Annotated in this window: 17 protein-coding genes; 5 read left to right on the forward strand and 12 right to left on the reverse strand. The window is 38.4% G+C overall.

Annotated elements, in window-relative coordinates:
• Positions 1–64 precede the first annotated feature (64 nt).
• Positions 65–985, reverse strand: a complete 921-nt coding sequence (locus OZX61_RS11455; protein ID WP_277094852.1) for a DMT family transporter — start codon at positions 983–985, stop codon at positions 65–67.
• A gap of 129 nt (positions 986–1,114) precedes the next feature.
• Between OZX61_RS11455 and OZX61_RS11460 the strand changes: the two genes are divergently transcribed.
• Positions 1,115–1,861 (forward strand): helix-turn-helix transcriptional regulator, encoded by a 747-nt coding sequence (locus tag OZX61_RS11460; protein WP_277094855.1) that lies wholly within the window; start codon positions 1,115–1,117, stop codon positions 1,859–1,861.
• Between the two features lie 44 nt (positions 1,862–1,905).
• A complete protein-coding gene (locus OZX61_RS11465) occupies positions 1,906–2,448 on the forward strand; it encodes a glutathione peroxidase (protein WP_277094856.1) in 543 nt (180 codons plus the stop codon).
• Positions 2,449–2,480: 32 nt separating this feature from the next.
• Here OZX61_RS11465 and OZX61_RS11470 read toward each other — a convergent pair whose 3' ends face one another.
• The 11 genes from OZX61_RS11470 to OZX61_RS11520 form a co-directional block, all read right to left on the reverse strand.
• A complete protein-coding gene (locus OZX61_RS11470; protein ID WP_277094857.1) occupies positions 2,481–3,329 on the reverse strand; it encodes a D-hexose-6-phosphate mutarotase in 849 nt (282 codons plus the stop codon).
• Positions 3,330–3,416: 87 nt separating this feature from the next.
• Positions 3,417–3,836 (reverse strand): F0F1 ATP synthase subunit epsilon, encoded by a 420-nt coding sequence (locus OZX61_RS11475; RefSeq protein ID WP_195771829.1) that lies wholly within the window; start codon positions 3,834–3,836, stop codon positions 3,417–3,419.
• A 17-nt stretch (positions 3,837–3,853) separates the two neighbouring features.
• Positions 3,854–5,248, reverse strand: a complete 1,395-nt coding sequence (gene atpD / locus OZX61_RS11480) for a F0F1 ATP synthase subunit beta (RefSeq protein WP_195771830.1) — start codon at positions 5,246–5,248, stop codon at positions 3,854–3,856.
• A gap of 31 nt (positions 5,249–5,279) precedes the next feature.
• Positions 5,280–6,149: a F0F1 ATP synthase subunit gamma gene (atpG, locus tag OZX61_RS11485; RefSeq protein WP_195771831.1), complete on the reverse strand. Its 870-nt coding sequence runs from the start codon at positions 6,147–6,149 to the stop codon at positions 5,280–5,282.
• Positions 6,150–6,236: 87 nt separating this feature from the next.
• Complete coding sequence (gene atpA, locus OZX61_RS11490) at positions 6,237–7,781, reverse strand: F0F1 ATP synthase subunit alpha (RefSeq protein WP_195771832.1); 1,545 nt, start codon at positions 7,779–7,781, stop codon at positions 6,237–6,239.
• 42 nt (positions 7,782–7,823) lie between these two features.
• Complete coding sequence (locus OZX61_RS11495) at positions 7,824–8,360, reverse strand: F0F1 ATP synthase subunit delta (RefSeq protein WP_195771833.1); 537 nt, start codon at positions 8,358–8,360, stop codon at positions 7,824–7,826.
• A 12-nt stretch (positions 8,361–8,372) separates the two neighbouring features.
• On the reverse strand, positions 8,373–8,843 hold the full coding sequence (locus OZX61_RS11500; protein ID WP_195771834.1) for a F0F1 ATP synthase subunit B: 471 nt from the start codon (positions 8,841–8,843) through the stop codon (positions 8,373–8,375).
• Positions 8,844–8,881: 38 nt separating this feature from the next.
• Positions 8,882–9,136 carry a F0F1 ATP synthase subunit C gene (gene atpE, locus OZX61_RS11505; RefSeq protein WP_023274009.1) on the reverse strand — a complete coding sequence of 85 codons (255 nt, stop codon included), beginning with the start codon at positions 9,134–9,136 and terminating at the stop codon, positions 8,882–8,884.
• 81 nt (positions 9,137–9,217) lie between these two features.
• The gene (gene atpB / locus OZX61_RS11510; RefSeq protein ID WP_195771835.1) at positions 9,218–10,093 is read right to left on the reverse strand and encodes a F0F1 ATP synthase subunit A; all 876 of its coding nucleotides are present in this window, start codon (positions 10,091–10,093) and stop codon (positions 9,218–9,220) included.
• Between the two features lie 100 nt (positions 10,094–10,193).
• Positions 10,194–10,595, reverse strand: a complete 402-nt coding sequence (locus tag OZX61_RS11515) for an ATP synthase subunit I (RefSeq protein ID WP_195771836.1) — start codon at positions 10,593–10,595, stop codon at positions 10,194–10,196.
• Between the two features lie 172 nt (positions 10,596–10,767).
• Complete coding sequence (locus tag OZX61_RS11520) at positions 10,768–11,607, reverse strand: zinc ABC transporter substrate-binding protein (protein ID WP_195771866.1); 840 nt, start codon at positions 11,605–11,607, stop codon at positions 10,768–10,770.
• Positions 11,608–11,736: 129 nt separating this feature from the next.
• Between OZX61_RS11520 and OZX61_RS11525 the strand changes: the two genes are divergently transcribed.
• Genes OZX61_RS11525 through znuB form a run of 3 tightly spaced genes read left to right on the forward strand, consistent with a single transcriptional unit; the run spans position 11,737 to position 13,805 of the window.
• Positions 11,737–12,228 (forward strand): transcriptional repressor, encoded by a 492-nt coding sequence (locus tag OZX61_RS11525; RefSeq protein WP_195771837.1) that lies wholly within the window; start codon positions 11,737–11,739, stop codon positions 12,226–12,228.
• A complete protein-coding gene (gene znuC, locus OZX61_RS11530) occupies positions 12,207–12,998 on the forward strand; it encodes a zinc ABC transporter ATP-binding protein ZnuC (protein WP_277094858.1) in 792 nt (263 codons plus the stop codon). Before OZX61_RS11525 ends, znuC begins: the two co-directional genes overlap by 22 nt.
• A gap of 3 nt (positions 12,999–13,001) precedes the next feature.
• Complete coding sequence (gene znuB, locus OZX61_RS11535) at positions 13,002–13,805, forward strand: zinc ABC transporter permease subunit ZnuB (protein WP_195771839.1); 804 nt, start codon at positions 13,002–13,004, stop codon at positions 13,803–13,805.
• Positions 13,806–13,810 lie beyond the last annotated feature (5 nt).

A 13,810-nucleotide genomic window follows, 5' to 3' on the forward strand; every position in this document is an offset into this window, starting at 1 on the left:
ATAATCAATCTAAAAAAACAGTTAAATAAAAAATATATCAATTGCTAAATTTTATACTTATTTTCTATTTCTTAACGGTCTTTTCATTGATAGAACGTCTTATTTTTTGTCGTTGTGCAAGTGCAACGCCCAATAAAATAATCACACCACCGATTGTATGATATGCCGTCCATTTTTCCGACAACCAAACCCATGCAATGATAGCTGTAAATATTGGAATAAAATTCATAAATATACTAGATCGACTCGGACCAATATATTGCACAGCTAACATCCATAATAAAGGTGCAAATATAGAAGGAAATAATCCTGCATATACAATACTCCATATATTTTGCTGATTTAATTCATCAAGACCGAAATAAAAAATAAAAGGCAGATGATAAATTAATGCAAGAAAGATTTGGACATATAAACTAATCAGTATCGGTAATTTAATTTGCCATTTTTTTAAAAAAACACCATAGAAGGCGTAAAAGAAAACAGCAAATAACATTAAAATATCGCCTAGATGGGCACCAGCACTCAATAAATCTTTTAGATTACCTTGTGATACTACGTAAACCAGTCCAATCAAAGAAATAATACTACCTACAATCGCATATATACTTGGTCTTTCTTTTAAAATTATGAAAGAAACAACAATTGTAAAAATTGGAATAAAAGCATTAATTATTCCCATATTTGTTGCTGTTGTATAATGTGCTGCTGTATATGCGACTCCCTGATACATCACCATACCAAATGCACTTAATATGGCTAATTTTGGTAAATTTTTAAAAATAGATTTTCTATTTATCCATAATTTCGGTAACACAAAGGGAGTTAATACAATAAAAGCAATAAACCACCGATAAAAACTTATACTTACAGGAGAGATATAACCAGACACATAACGTGTAACAACGATATTGAATGACCAAATAATAATAGCAACCAGTGGAAGTATAAATGCCCATAAAGGCAATATTTTTTCTTTTTCCATGAATACAAACTACCAACTATACAAGATGGAGATATTTTGCTGAATGTCTGAAATAGTTTAAATATTGAATATAAGACATTTATATGGCAATTTAGCCAATATTATCAATTTCTCTACTTTAAAGATGATATGCAGAAACTAAATGAACTTATAGAAATACAAGAGTTCGTATTTTTTCCAAAAGATCATGTATCTTGGCACGCTTGTTTGTGGGGTGACTTTAATTTTAGTTTTGATGGAATTCTACAAATACAGGTAGGCGAACAGAAATTTATAACTCCCCCGTATTTTGGATTATGGATTCCTCCAAAAATTGAGCATTGCTGTATCTCTATAGATGATCAAGTTACACACTTCGTCTGTATCCGTATTCACCCATCTATCAGCCATAAAATTGCTCCGTCTATTAAGACATTAAGCCTTCAACCATTCTTTTATGCTTTAGTCAAAGAGGCAATTCGCTTAAAAAAGATAGGACAACATTCATATTATCATCACCTACTCCAAGTTATCTTGGATCAGATTTCTCTTGCAGATACTTATAATGACTACCTACCTCAAACAAATCACTCAATTTTAGCACCTATTTTCTCTGAGCTTTCTTCAGTAAATCGGTTACATGAATCAACTTCTAAAATTTTATCTGAATTTACTATAAGTGAAAGACATATACTTCGTCTAACCCATCAAGAAATGAATATTTCAATTCGTGAATGGCGCGATCGTGCGAAAATTCTATACGCAATTTCACAACTTAAACAAAATACTTCTATTAAGGAAATTAGCTATAAACTTGGTTATAGACACTGTTCAAGCTTTATTGAGTTTTTTAAGCGTCATACGGGGAAAACACCAACCCACATTTCTCGCATATAAAATGTTATAACATCTATGTTAGATATAAATTCATAGGATAAAACATGACAACTTCAATCTACGATATTCCAGTTAAAACAATTAAAGGAACAAAAAGCACCTTAGAAGAGTATAAAGGCAAAGTTTTACTCATTGTAAATACTGCCTCTAAATGTGGACTTACTCCACAATACGAAGGCTTAGAAAAACTTTATAGCCAATACAAAACAGATCAATTTGAAATTTTAGGCTTTCCTGCAAATAACTTTATGGAACAAGAGCCTGCTTCAGACGAAGAAATTGAACAATTTTGTTCTCTTAACTATCAGGTTAGTTTTCCTCTTTTCTCAAAAATTTCTGTTGCAGGTGAAGATAAACACCCCTTATATACTTATTTGACACATGCCCAACCTCATCGCCATGGTGGTGAAGCATTTGCTGAGAAACTGAAGAAGGCAAATATTTCAATCCACCCTGAGCCAGAAGTCCTATGGAACTTCGAAAAATTTATTATTAATAAAGAAGGCGACGTCATTGCTCGATTCTCACCAGATACGACTGTTGATAATCCCGAACTACTTGACGTCATAAAAAAAGCAATCGCATAACTCATTTCAAAAATGTATAGTGGATAAATTCACTATACATTTACTTCTAAAGTGAATGTATTTTTTTCCTTAGGTGCCAAGGAAATTGGTTGCGCAATTTGACCACACTCTAGGCATATAAACTCTTTCCATCCATCATCACGCATATCATTTAGGCGTTTCGATTTTTCAATCCATGGATTCCATACCACTGCACTTTCTGCATTCGTTTTTATAAAGATTGGAGAATTTGCTGTAGATGTAATTTTAAAGTTTCCTGAGGTTTTTGGGTAAATACGATCTACTTCTTCTTGTACAAAAATGTCCGTCACTTCTTGTTTGTAGTATTCGTTATTTCTTAACTGATCAATATATTCTACATTTTTTAATCCTTCTATTTTCGTTGAAAAGATATCAGTTGCAAAATAACTGTGCCATGCAAATGAGTACTCAAATTGTCCTTCGCCTTTATTTTCTAATTCGAAATCAATCGTTAATTTTTGTCCAAGATGAATAGTTTGAACTAAACAAAATTTAAATGGCCAAATTTCTCTTGTTTGTGCATTGTCTACAAGCTCAAAACGAAGGTGATGCCCGTCTTCATTATGAATAACTTCTTTTAGTTCCCATAAAAGATTTCTAGCAAAGCCATGCGATGGATAATTTTTATTTATTGGACTTGAGCCAAACCATGGGAAACATAAAGGTATACCTCCACGGATTGCTTTCTTAGACTCATACTTATTTAAGTCAGATAACCATAATTTTTCAGATATACCTTTCTGTGTTTTTAATTGGTAAGAAAGTACTTGTGCACCTTGAAAAGAAATAGCCGCTTCACAAAAATGATTATCTATTTTTAGAATATCTAGCTCACCAAATTTTTGAGTCTTTATGTTCATTTGATTTCAGTTATAAGTTAAGTATTCATTCATTATATGCCAAATAAAAAAAGCCACTCAAGTGAGTGGCTTCTTATCAATCATCAATTACATTGCACGATTTTTAATTTTACGAATCGTTTCAAGCTGTCCTGCAATCTCTGAAAGAGATGCTAATGCTGCTGCCGCGTCTAGATCACTCTTTTGATTTGCAAGCAATTGTTCTGCATTTTTACGTGCTTCTAAAATTGCCGCTTCATCTAAGTTTTCTGCGCGTGTCGCAGTATCTGCAAGTACAGTAACAACATGTGGTTGTACTTCTAGAACACCGCCAGATACATAGACGATTTCTTCTTGACCATTGTCCAAAATTACTCGGATTGGACCAGGTTGAAGTAAAGTAACAAGTGGCATATGGTTTGGCATAATACCTAACTCACCACCCGCACCTTTAGCAATCAGCATTGTTACTGCGCCAGAGTAAATTGACTCTTTTACACTTACAATATCACATTGCATAGTCGCCATGAGATCATCTCCTTAAATTAGAGTTTCTCGGCTTTAGCAATCACTTCGTCAATGCCACCAACCATATAGAACGCTTGTTCTGGAATATGATCGTATTCACCAGCGAGAAGACCTTTAAAGCCACGAATCGTTTCTTTAAGCGATACCAACTTACCAGGAGCACCAGTAAACACTTCTGCAACGTGGAATGGTTGAGAGAAGAAACGTTGGATTTTACGCGCACGGTAAACAACCAATTTATCTTCTTCAGCCAATTCATCCATACCCAAGATTGCGATAATGTCTTTTAGCTCTTTATAACGTTGCAAGATGTTTTGTACTTCACGTGCAATGCTATAGTGCTCTTGACCAACAACCAATGGGTCTAATTGACGCGAAGTTGAGTCAAGTGGATCGATCGCTGGGTAGATACCTTGTGATGCAATATCACGGCTCAATACAACTGTTGCATCTAAGTGAGCAAATGTTGTTGCTGGCGATGGATCTGTTAAGTCATCGGCAGGAACATATACTGCTTGAATAGATGTAATCGAACCTGATTTAGTCGATGTAATACGCTCTTGTAATACACCCATTTCTTCTGCAAGTGTCGGTTGATAACCTACAGCAGATGGCATACGACCAAGTAACGCAGATACTTCAGTTCCCGCTAGTGTGTAACGGTAGATATTATCTACGAATAAAAGAACGTCACGGCCTTTACCATTTTCGTCTTTTTCGTCACGGAAGTATTCAGCCATTGTTAAGCCAGTTAAAGCAACACGTAAACGGTTACCTGGTGGCTCATTCATCTGACCGTAAACCATCGCTACTTTGTCAAGAACGTTAGAGTCTTTCATCTCGTGATAGAAGTCATTCCCTTCACGCGTACGCTCACCAACGCCAGCAAACACAGATAAACCACTGTGAGCTTTAGCGATGTTGTTGATTAACTCCATCATGTTTACAGTTTTACCAACACCGGCACCACCAAATAAACCAACTTTACCACCTTTTGCAAATGGGCAAAGTAAGTCAATGATTTTAATACCAGTTTCTAGTAAATCAGTTGATGCAGCTTGTTCTGCATATGATGGTGCTTGACGGTGAATCGGTAAGTGAGACGATGCCTCAACTGGACCTGCTTCATCGATAGGACGACCTAAAACGTCCATAATACGACCTAAAGTTCCGTCACCTACTGGTACAGAAATTGGGCCATTCGTATTCGTTACAGTAAGACCACGTTTAAGGCCTTCAGTAGAACCCATTGCAATTGTACGAACTACGCCATCACCAAGCTGTTGCTGAACTTCTAAAGTAGTTTCAGTACCATCAACATGAAGCGCATCATAGATTTTAGGAACACTGTTTCGTTCAAACTCGACGTCGATAACCGCGCCGATGATCTGAATGATATGACCGCTACTCATTGCTGTCTCCTCAATTCAAATTTCAATATTGTTAAACGGCAGCGGCACCACCAACGATCTCAGAAATTTCCTGAGTAATCGCGGCTTGACGCAGCTTGTTATAAACGAGTTGTAGGTCTTTGATTAGCTGACCTGCATTGTCTGTTGCTGCTTTCATTGCAACCATACGCGCAGACTGCTCACACGCAATGTTTTCAATTACGCCTTGATAAACCTTTGACTCGATATAGCGAACCAATAAACCATTTAACAGTACTTCTGCATCTGGTTCATAAAGGTAATCCCAACCATATTCACGATTGAGCTCTTCACCTTCTTCTGCCGGAGCCAAAGGAACAAGTTGTTCAACTTTTGGCTTCTGTGTCATTGCATTTACAAAACCGTTAGATACAAGATAAACGCGATCTAATTCGCCTTTATCAAATGCATCTAGCATGACTTGTACTGAGCCAGAAAGTTGCTCAAGTTCTGGTGCATCGCCAAGTTGTGTCGTTGCCCCAACCACTTTACCGCCGTAGTTTTTGAAAAACGAAACCGCTTTTTGACCAATTAAAGCAAATTGAACTTCAATTGATTGCTCTTGTTGTTGCTGAACATGCTGAACAACTTTTTTGAACAAGTTAATGTTCAAACCACCTGCTAGACCACGATCTGAAGAAACTACGATGTAACCAACGCGTTTTACAGGACGTTCTACCATATAACGGTGTTTGTATTCAGGATTCGCTTGTACCAAGTGAGCAATAACACGGTGCATATTTTCGGCATACGGACGGCCTACAGCCATACGCTCTTGCGCACGACGCATTTTAGAAGCAGCCACCATTTGCATTGCACGCGTAATTTTTTGCGTGTTTTTAATACTGGCTACTTTGGCGCGAATTTCTTTTAAATTTGCCATACGCTTAACCTAGTCGTCGAAAGCTCAATGAAGAGCCTTCGAAGGGTGATCCGTGAACCAAACTTAAATTTAAGCTCATGCTAAAAATTAGTAAGTTTGAGTCGCTTTGAAGTTCTCTACACCTGCTTTAATTGCAGCTTCGATATCTTTGTCATATTTACCAGTTTCATCAATTTGCTTCATTAAATCAGCATGTTCTGAACGGAAATATGCAATTAATGCGGTATCAAAGTCTACAATCTTGCTTACTTGTACGTCAGTCATATAACCTTCGTTTGAAGCATAGATAGAGATTGCTTGGTCTGCGATAGAATATGGAGCATATTGTTTTTGCTTCATTAATTCAGTTACACGCTGACCATGCTCAAGCTGCTTACGCGTTGCTTCGTCAAGATCTGAAGCGAACTGAGCAAATGCTGCAAGCTCACGGTATTGAGCCAATGCTGTACGAATACCACCAGAAAGTTTCTTAATGATTTTCGTTTGAGCAGAGCCACCAACACGAGATACTGAAATACCAGCGTTTACAGCAGGACGAATACCTGAGTTAAACAATGATGTTTCTAAGAAGATCTGACCATCTGTAATCGAAATTACGTTTGTTGGTACGAATGCAGATACGTCACCCGCTTGAGTTTCAATAATTGGCAATGCAGTTAATGAACCAGTTTGGCCTTTAACTTCACCTTTAGTGAATTGCTCAACATAGTCTGCAGATACGCGAGAAGCGCGTTCAAGAAGACGTGAGTGAAGATAGAATACATCACCTGGGTATGCTTCACGACCTGGTGGACGACGAAGCAATAATGAGATCTGACGGTAAGCAACAGCTTGCTTAGACAAGTCATCATAAATAATTAATGCATCTTCACCGCGGTCACGGAAGTATTCACCCATTGTACAACCACCATAAGGCGCGAGGTACTGCATTGCTGCTGGGTCTGCTGCTGCTGCTGCAACAACAGTTGTATATTCCATTGCACCAGTTTCTTCTAGTTTACGTACAACGTTTGCAATTGTTGATTGTTTTTGACCAACAGCAACATAGATACATTTAATACCAGAATTCTTCTGAGCGATGATTGCATCGATCGCCATCGCTGTTTTACCAGTTTGACGGTCACCAATAATCAACTCACGTTGACCACGACCAATTGGGATCATGGTATCTACTGATTTATAACCAGTTTGAACAGGTTGATCTACGCTTTGACGCCAAATTACACCAGGTGCTACTTTTTCAACAGCATCTGTTAATTTTGCATCAATTGGGCCTTTACCATCAATCGGGTTACCCAAAGCATCGACTACACGACCTAAAAGTTCTGGACCAACCGGAACTTCTAACACACGGCCTGTGCAACGTGCTTTTTGTCCTTCTTGAAGACCTAAATAGTTACCTAAGACAACGGCACCCACTGAATCCTGTTCTAGGTTCAGTGCCATACCAAATAAGCCGCCGTCAAATTCGATCATTTCACCGTACATTGCATCAGCAAGACCGTGAATACGCACGATACCGTCGGACACCATAACAATGGTGCCTTCGTTTTTAGCGGTCGCGCTGGTGTCCAGATCGCTGATACGCTGTTTAATGAGCGCACTGATCTCGGATGGATTCAGTTGTTGCATTGCGCTATTCCTCAATCTTTTATTAGTTCAGTCTTATTGCGGTTAAGCAAGAAGACGAGTCCGCATTTTTTCAAGCTTGCTAAGCGCAGAATCATCTATCACTTGATCGCCTGCATGAATCACAACCCCTGCAATTAATGCAGGATTAACTTCAACTGTTACTTGAACTTTTGCATTGAAACGCTTTACGAGCGCATCTGTAAGCAATTGTTCTTGTACAGCTGTTAATGGAAATGCCGATTCAATGACAACATCCACTACATTGTTATTTTGTGATTTTAGCGCTTCATACTCATTCGCAACTTCAGGCAATAATGACAAACGGTCATTTTCAGCCAGAAGTACGATAAAGTTCGATAGTGCTTCTGACTGTTGCTCACCTAATACTTGCGTAAAAAGCTTCACCTTCTCTTTTGGAGAAAGTTCAGGGCGATTTAAATAAGCGGAAAATGCTTCATCTTGCACCGCAGCACTGAGCAGTTGAAGTGCATTAGACCAATTGTCAGTTGCACTTTGCTCAGAAGCATAAGCAAATGCTGCTTTAGCGTACGGGCGTGCCAACGTCAAGAGTTCAGCCATATTTCGCCTCTCTTATAGTTTCGCAGCCAGCTGAGTCAGCATGGCATTGTGGGCATCTGCATCAACTTGTTGGCTTAGAATTTTTTCTGCACCATCTACTGCTAACGCAGCAACTTGTTGACGTAATTGTTCACGAGCAGAGTTGATTTCTTGATCAACAGACTCTTGAGCTTGTTGACGAATGCGCTCACCTTCTGCCGCTGCTTGCGCACGAGCTTCTTCAATCATTTGTGCTGAACGACGATTTGCCTGTTCAATCAATTGAGCTGCTTGTGCTTTTGCTGCATCTAACTCATTTTTTACTTGCGTCTGAGCATCTGCAAGATCTGCTTTTGCTTTTTCAGCAGCATTTAAGCCATCAGCGATGCGACGCTGACGCTCACTAATCGCATTGATTAGTGGTGGCCAAACGAATTTCATACAAAATGCGACGAACATCGCAAATGCAATCGCTTGACCAATCAATGTGAGGTTGATATTCATTGCAATTCCTCAAACAAATAATTTCGGAATATAGCGAATTAACCTACTAAACCTACAAATGGATTAGCAAAAAGAATGAATAGACCAATACCAACGCTGATCATTGGAATCGCATCAAGAAGACCCGCAACAATGAACATACGTGTTTGAAGTTGTGGAGCTAATTCAGGTTGACGAGCTACAGCTTCTAAGAAACGACCACCTAACAATGCAAAGCCAATACCAGTACCTAGTGCAGCAAATGCGATTAAAATAGCTACTGCGATTGCAGATAATCCAACTACTAAATCCATGAAAAAATCCTCAGAGGTTAGGTTATACCAAATTAAAATATAAATTACGCCTAACCCTATTAATACAGTTAGGCAATACCATTAATGTTTTTCGCTTGCCATACTCAAGTAAACGATTGTAAGCATCATAAATACAAAAGCTTGCAGCGTAATTACGAGAATGTGGAAGATTGCCCAAGGCACAGACAATGCCCATTGCGCCCAAAATGGTAGCAATGCGATGAGGATGAAGATAAGCTCACCTGCATACATGTTACCAAATAGTCGAAGAGCCAATGAAACTGGTCGTGCTAGGAAAGTTGCTAATTCTAAAACTAAGTTTACTGGAATTAATAAAACTTTAAAAAACGGATTACTTGGGTTAAATGGGTTAAGTGCGAGCTCACCAACAAAACCACCCACACCTTTTTCACGAATGCTATAGAATAAGATTAATCCGAATACAGACAATGACATACCTAAAGTTACGTTAATGTCTGTTGATGGAACAATCTTAAAGTAAACGTGATGTGGATCCATGCCAAATACATTTGCACCGATCACTTGCGCTAAGTAAGGGATGAAATCCACAGGGATTAAATCCATTAAGTTCATGAGGAAAATCCACACGAAAATTGTTAGTGCAAGAGGCGCAATTAAGCGAGATTTACCATGAAAAGTATCGCGAACACTTGAGTCAACGAACTCAATAATCATTTCAATAGCCGCTTGAAATTTTGTAGGTACGCCAGAGTTAGCAACTTTAGCGACAGACCAAAAAATTAAGCAAAAAATGATACCAAGACCAATTGACCAACCCATTGAGTCCAAGTGAATAGCAGAAAACCCCATCTGTTGAGCTTCATTTGCATTCTCAGCCAATTTCCATGTACCGTCAGGCATTTTGCCGTAGGTTAAATTGGTCAAGTGATGCTTGATATACTCTGTCGAAGTAAGGGCATGTTCTTCAGCAGCCATAAATCACACCTGGTCAATGTCAATCATAAAAAGAGAAATGAATACCGCGTGCTGCTTGGCATCTCATGTCTCTATAATAATATTCAATTTTTGATCTATTCTACACTCGTTTTTTGTGTTGTCTGGAAACCAATAATGGCGCAACCCATGACATCGACTGAACAAGTATAAAACCACAGAACAATGCTACCGGTGACAGCGGTTTTACATTGCTTAATATCAAAAAAAATCCAACGATCATTATTGCAAATTTACCCATCATGCCTTTATACATGTTAGATAGAACCTGTCGAGATGCACGAGCACCTGCGACACGAAAAGACTGCCAAGAGAAATAACAACTTGTCAGCAAACAAACAAATGCACCAAGTGCAATACTTTTTGCTGCTGTTATATCCTTAACGATCCATGCAACTAGAGCTAAAAGGGGCACCATTATTGCCTGTAGAATAATCAAAACTTTTGCCAATCGACGATCTATTAGACGATTTACGTTAGCCATGAATACTCATTCATCATATTAATGCTTGACACGTTTAACTCACGATCATTTTTAATCGAAGGCATTATAGAGTCACCCCCCTAAACATGCAATCGTTTCCGAGCTTTCTATACACCTTTTTAGTAAAAACTCAAGTTTTTTTAATTAGACATTAAGCTAAACCCGCTCCATTTTAGTTGCGCGAAGTTTGTACGCAATCATGTACCTTCTTAGCAAGGTCACTCCATGCAGAGATGAATTGGGTTTCTCCTGCCAAACTTTCTTCTACAGACTGAAATTGAATAGGTTGTAATTTTTCATATTGATTACGACTTGTTTCACCTTCAGCCAACAAACACATACGAGGATAAGGTCGATGATCATTTAAATATTTGATCTGTGAAACCGTAGGAGGAATATGTGGATCGGAAGTTAGAACACCTGCTAACTGTAAGTTTAAAGAGCGCTCTAAATATTGATAGGCATCGTGATATGTCCAATATTGTGCAGGCACTTTATATCTACCGAACTTATGTGTCTCTGCAAGAAGTTTCTGAGAAAAATCACGTGCATTTGCCCAATATTGATCTTTAGATTCAGGATGTTGTTTCGATCGTAATGCTGCCATAAAAAATGCTATACGTACGGCGTTATTCGGTTCCAACCAAACATGTGTATCTACAGAGTTAGGAATGTTTTGTCCCTGTAAGTCACGCAAAGGAAGTGTTGCCAGTACGCCTGAACTTAGTAACGATACTGCATTGGCTTTATTAGAGAGAATTTTATCTAAAGGAGCTTCATGTGCTTTACCTACCCAAATCACAAGTTCCGCATCTTGTAATGCCTTACGGTTCTCTGGTGTGAGCTGAATATCATGCCCCGACTGGTTACCTAAGAGTAATTCAGGTTTTTCAATACCTTTTGTAACCTCTTGTGCAATCAAATACAATGGATGAATGGAAACAACAAAACCTTTTGCCCATAGTATATTGCTACACAAGCAAAGCATTATGGTTGCGATAAAACGTGTCATCATTGAAGTAATCTCTACAGCCTATAGATGTTATAATATAACGAGTAGTTATACTATAACATTAAAAAGAACTATGCTAAGCTATTGTGTTCAGCTCTTGGAGCTAAATTTATATTTTGGGTGATATTTATGGCTTCATGCACACATTCACATGATAATTCAGTTCATGGCGTTCATGACCATGGAGATTTAAGCACACGTTTAGCAGATGCAGAAAGTCTTTGTGTTTCTCATAATGCAAGATTAACGCCTTTACGCAAAGAAGTGCTCAGCCTCATCCTCAAAGCAACTGGCCCAATTGGTGCTTATGATATTTTAGCACAGATTAAAAACACATCAGATAAACCTGCTGCACCTCCTACAGTTTATCGTAGTTTAGACTTCCTATTAGATATGGGACTCATTCATCGACTCAGCTCGATTAATGCATTCATTCCATGTTGTCACCCACGTGAAGGTCATCAAGCAGCGTTTCTCATTTGTTCTAGCTGTAAATCTGTTAAAGAGGCTTCAGCAGACAATGTTCTTAGTCAACTATCAAAATTGGCAAACTCAGATCATTTCAATATAAATCATACAACCATCGAAATTTCTGGAAAATGTCAGCAGTGCAGTCAATAAGCTCCCCTCCCCTACTTCTGTCACTTAAAGAAATTAATGTAAGAATAGACGAAAGAGAAATATTAAAAAAAGTTGATTTTGAGCTATATCAGAACGAGATCGTGACTTTAATCGGCCCAAATGGTGCAGGAAAGTCTACCCTTATTAAGGTTCTACTCGGCATATTAAAACCAAACAGTGGTCAAATTTCGCAGAATACGCCACTTAAATTTTCTTATGTACCTCAAAAATTCAACCCCTCACATAGTCTACCTCTACGTGTAAAGGACTTACTTGCACTAGAAATATGTGATATCGAAACAAAGAATCAAATTATTGAAGAAACAGGAATTTTAAAACTTCAAAACGCTAAAGTACAACAACTCTCTGGCGGTGAAAGGCAACGTGTTTTACTAGCCCGTGCTTTACTGCGCAAACCAGATGTCTTGGTGCTTGATGAACCTATGCAAGGTTTAGATATTCAATCTGAAGCAGAGTTGTATGAATATGTTCGTAGTGTGCCAGAACGATATAAATGTGCTGTGGTCATGGTATCTCACGATTTACAATGGGTTATGCAAGGTACTCACCGTGTTGTCTGCTTAAACAAACATATTTGCTGTAGCGGACTACCCGAGAATGTACAACAACATCCCGAATACCAAGCAATTTTTGGTACTCAACGTGCATTTTATCAACATCATCATGACCATTGTGCACATGGCGATACACCTACAACAATATGTGAGCATGAGCATCACCCCCATATTCACCCAGAACCGGAAGCATAGCGTATGATGGAATGGTTACAGCTTTTGCTCCCAGCTTGGGTCATGGGCTTTCTGTTAATTTTTCTCACTGCTCCCCTTGGCTGCTTAATGCTTTGGAGGCGTATGTCTTTTTTTGCAGATACAATGGCACATGGCACATTACTTGGTGTTGCAGTTGCAGGAATTTTAAATCTCCCGTTGTGGATTGGCGTATCTCTTTTGGCATTTACGTTGGTGAGTCTACTTTGGTTTTTACACGATAAACGACTACCAAATGATGCACTCTTAGCATTGTGCTCTGCGACACTTCTATGCAGTGGTTTATTACTTATTCAACAACTCCCTGCTTTACGTCCAGAATTACTCAGCTATCTTTTTGGCGACCTACTTACAATTAGTTGGTCAGATCTCCCTCTTTTTGGGCTAATTGTATTAATCGCAGTTACACTTCTACGTTTTTTTTGGAGTGCACAAATTCAAATTGCGATTGATCCAGATATAGCAATGAGTGAAGGCATCAATGCCAATGTTCAACGTCTCATATTCATGATATTACTTGCTATATTTACAGTGCTGGCGTTGCGTGCTGTGGGATCTCTTCTCATGGGTGCATTACTTGTAATTCCATCACTTACAGCAAGATTACTTGCACAGTCACCTAAGCAAATGGTTTTATTCTCTTTCATTTTAGGACAAGTAGCACTTGCCATTGGTTTATGGTCTAGTGCATTACTCAACATTGCAACAGGTTTAAGTATTGTACTGACGATGTCACTGATTTTCTGTCTTATCTTTTGTTTTCAAAAAATAAAGTATCGCCTTGTTTAAAGAAA

Origin of the sequence: Acinetobacter sp. ESL0695 (assembly GCF_029392135.1) — a bacterium.
GTDB lineage: Bacteria > Pseudomonadota > Gammaproteobacteria > Pseudomonadales > Moraxellaceae > Acinetobacter > Acinetobacter pollinis.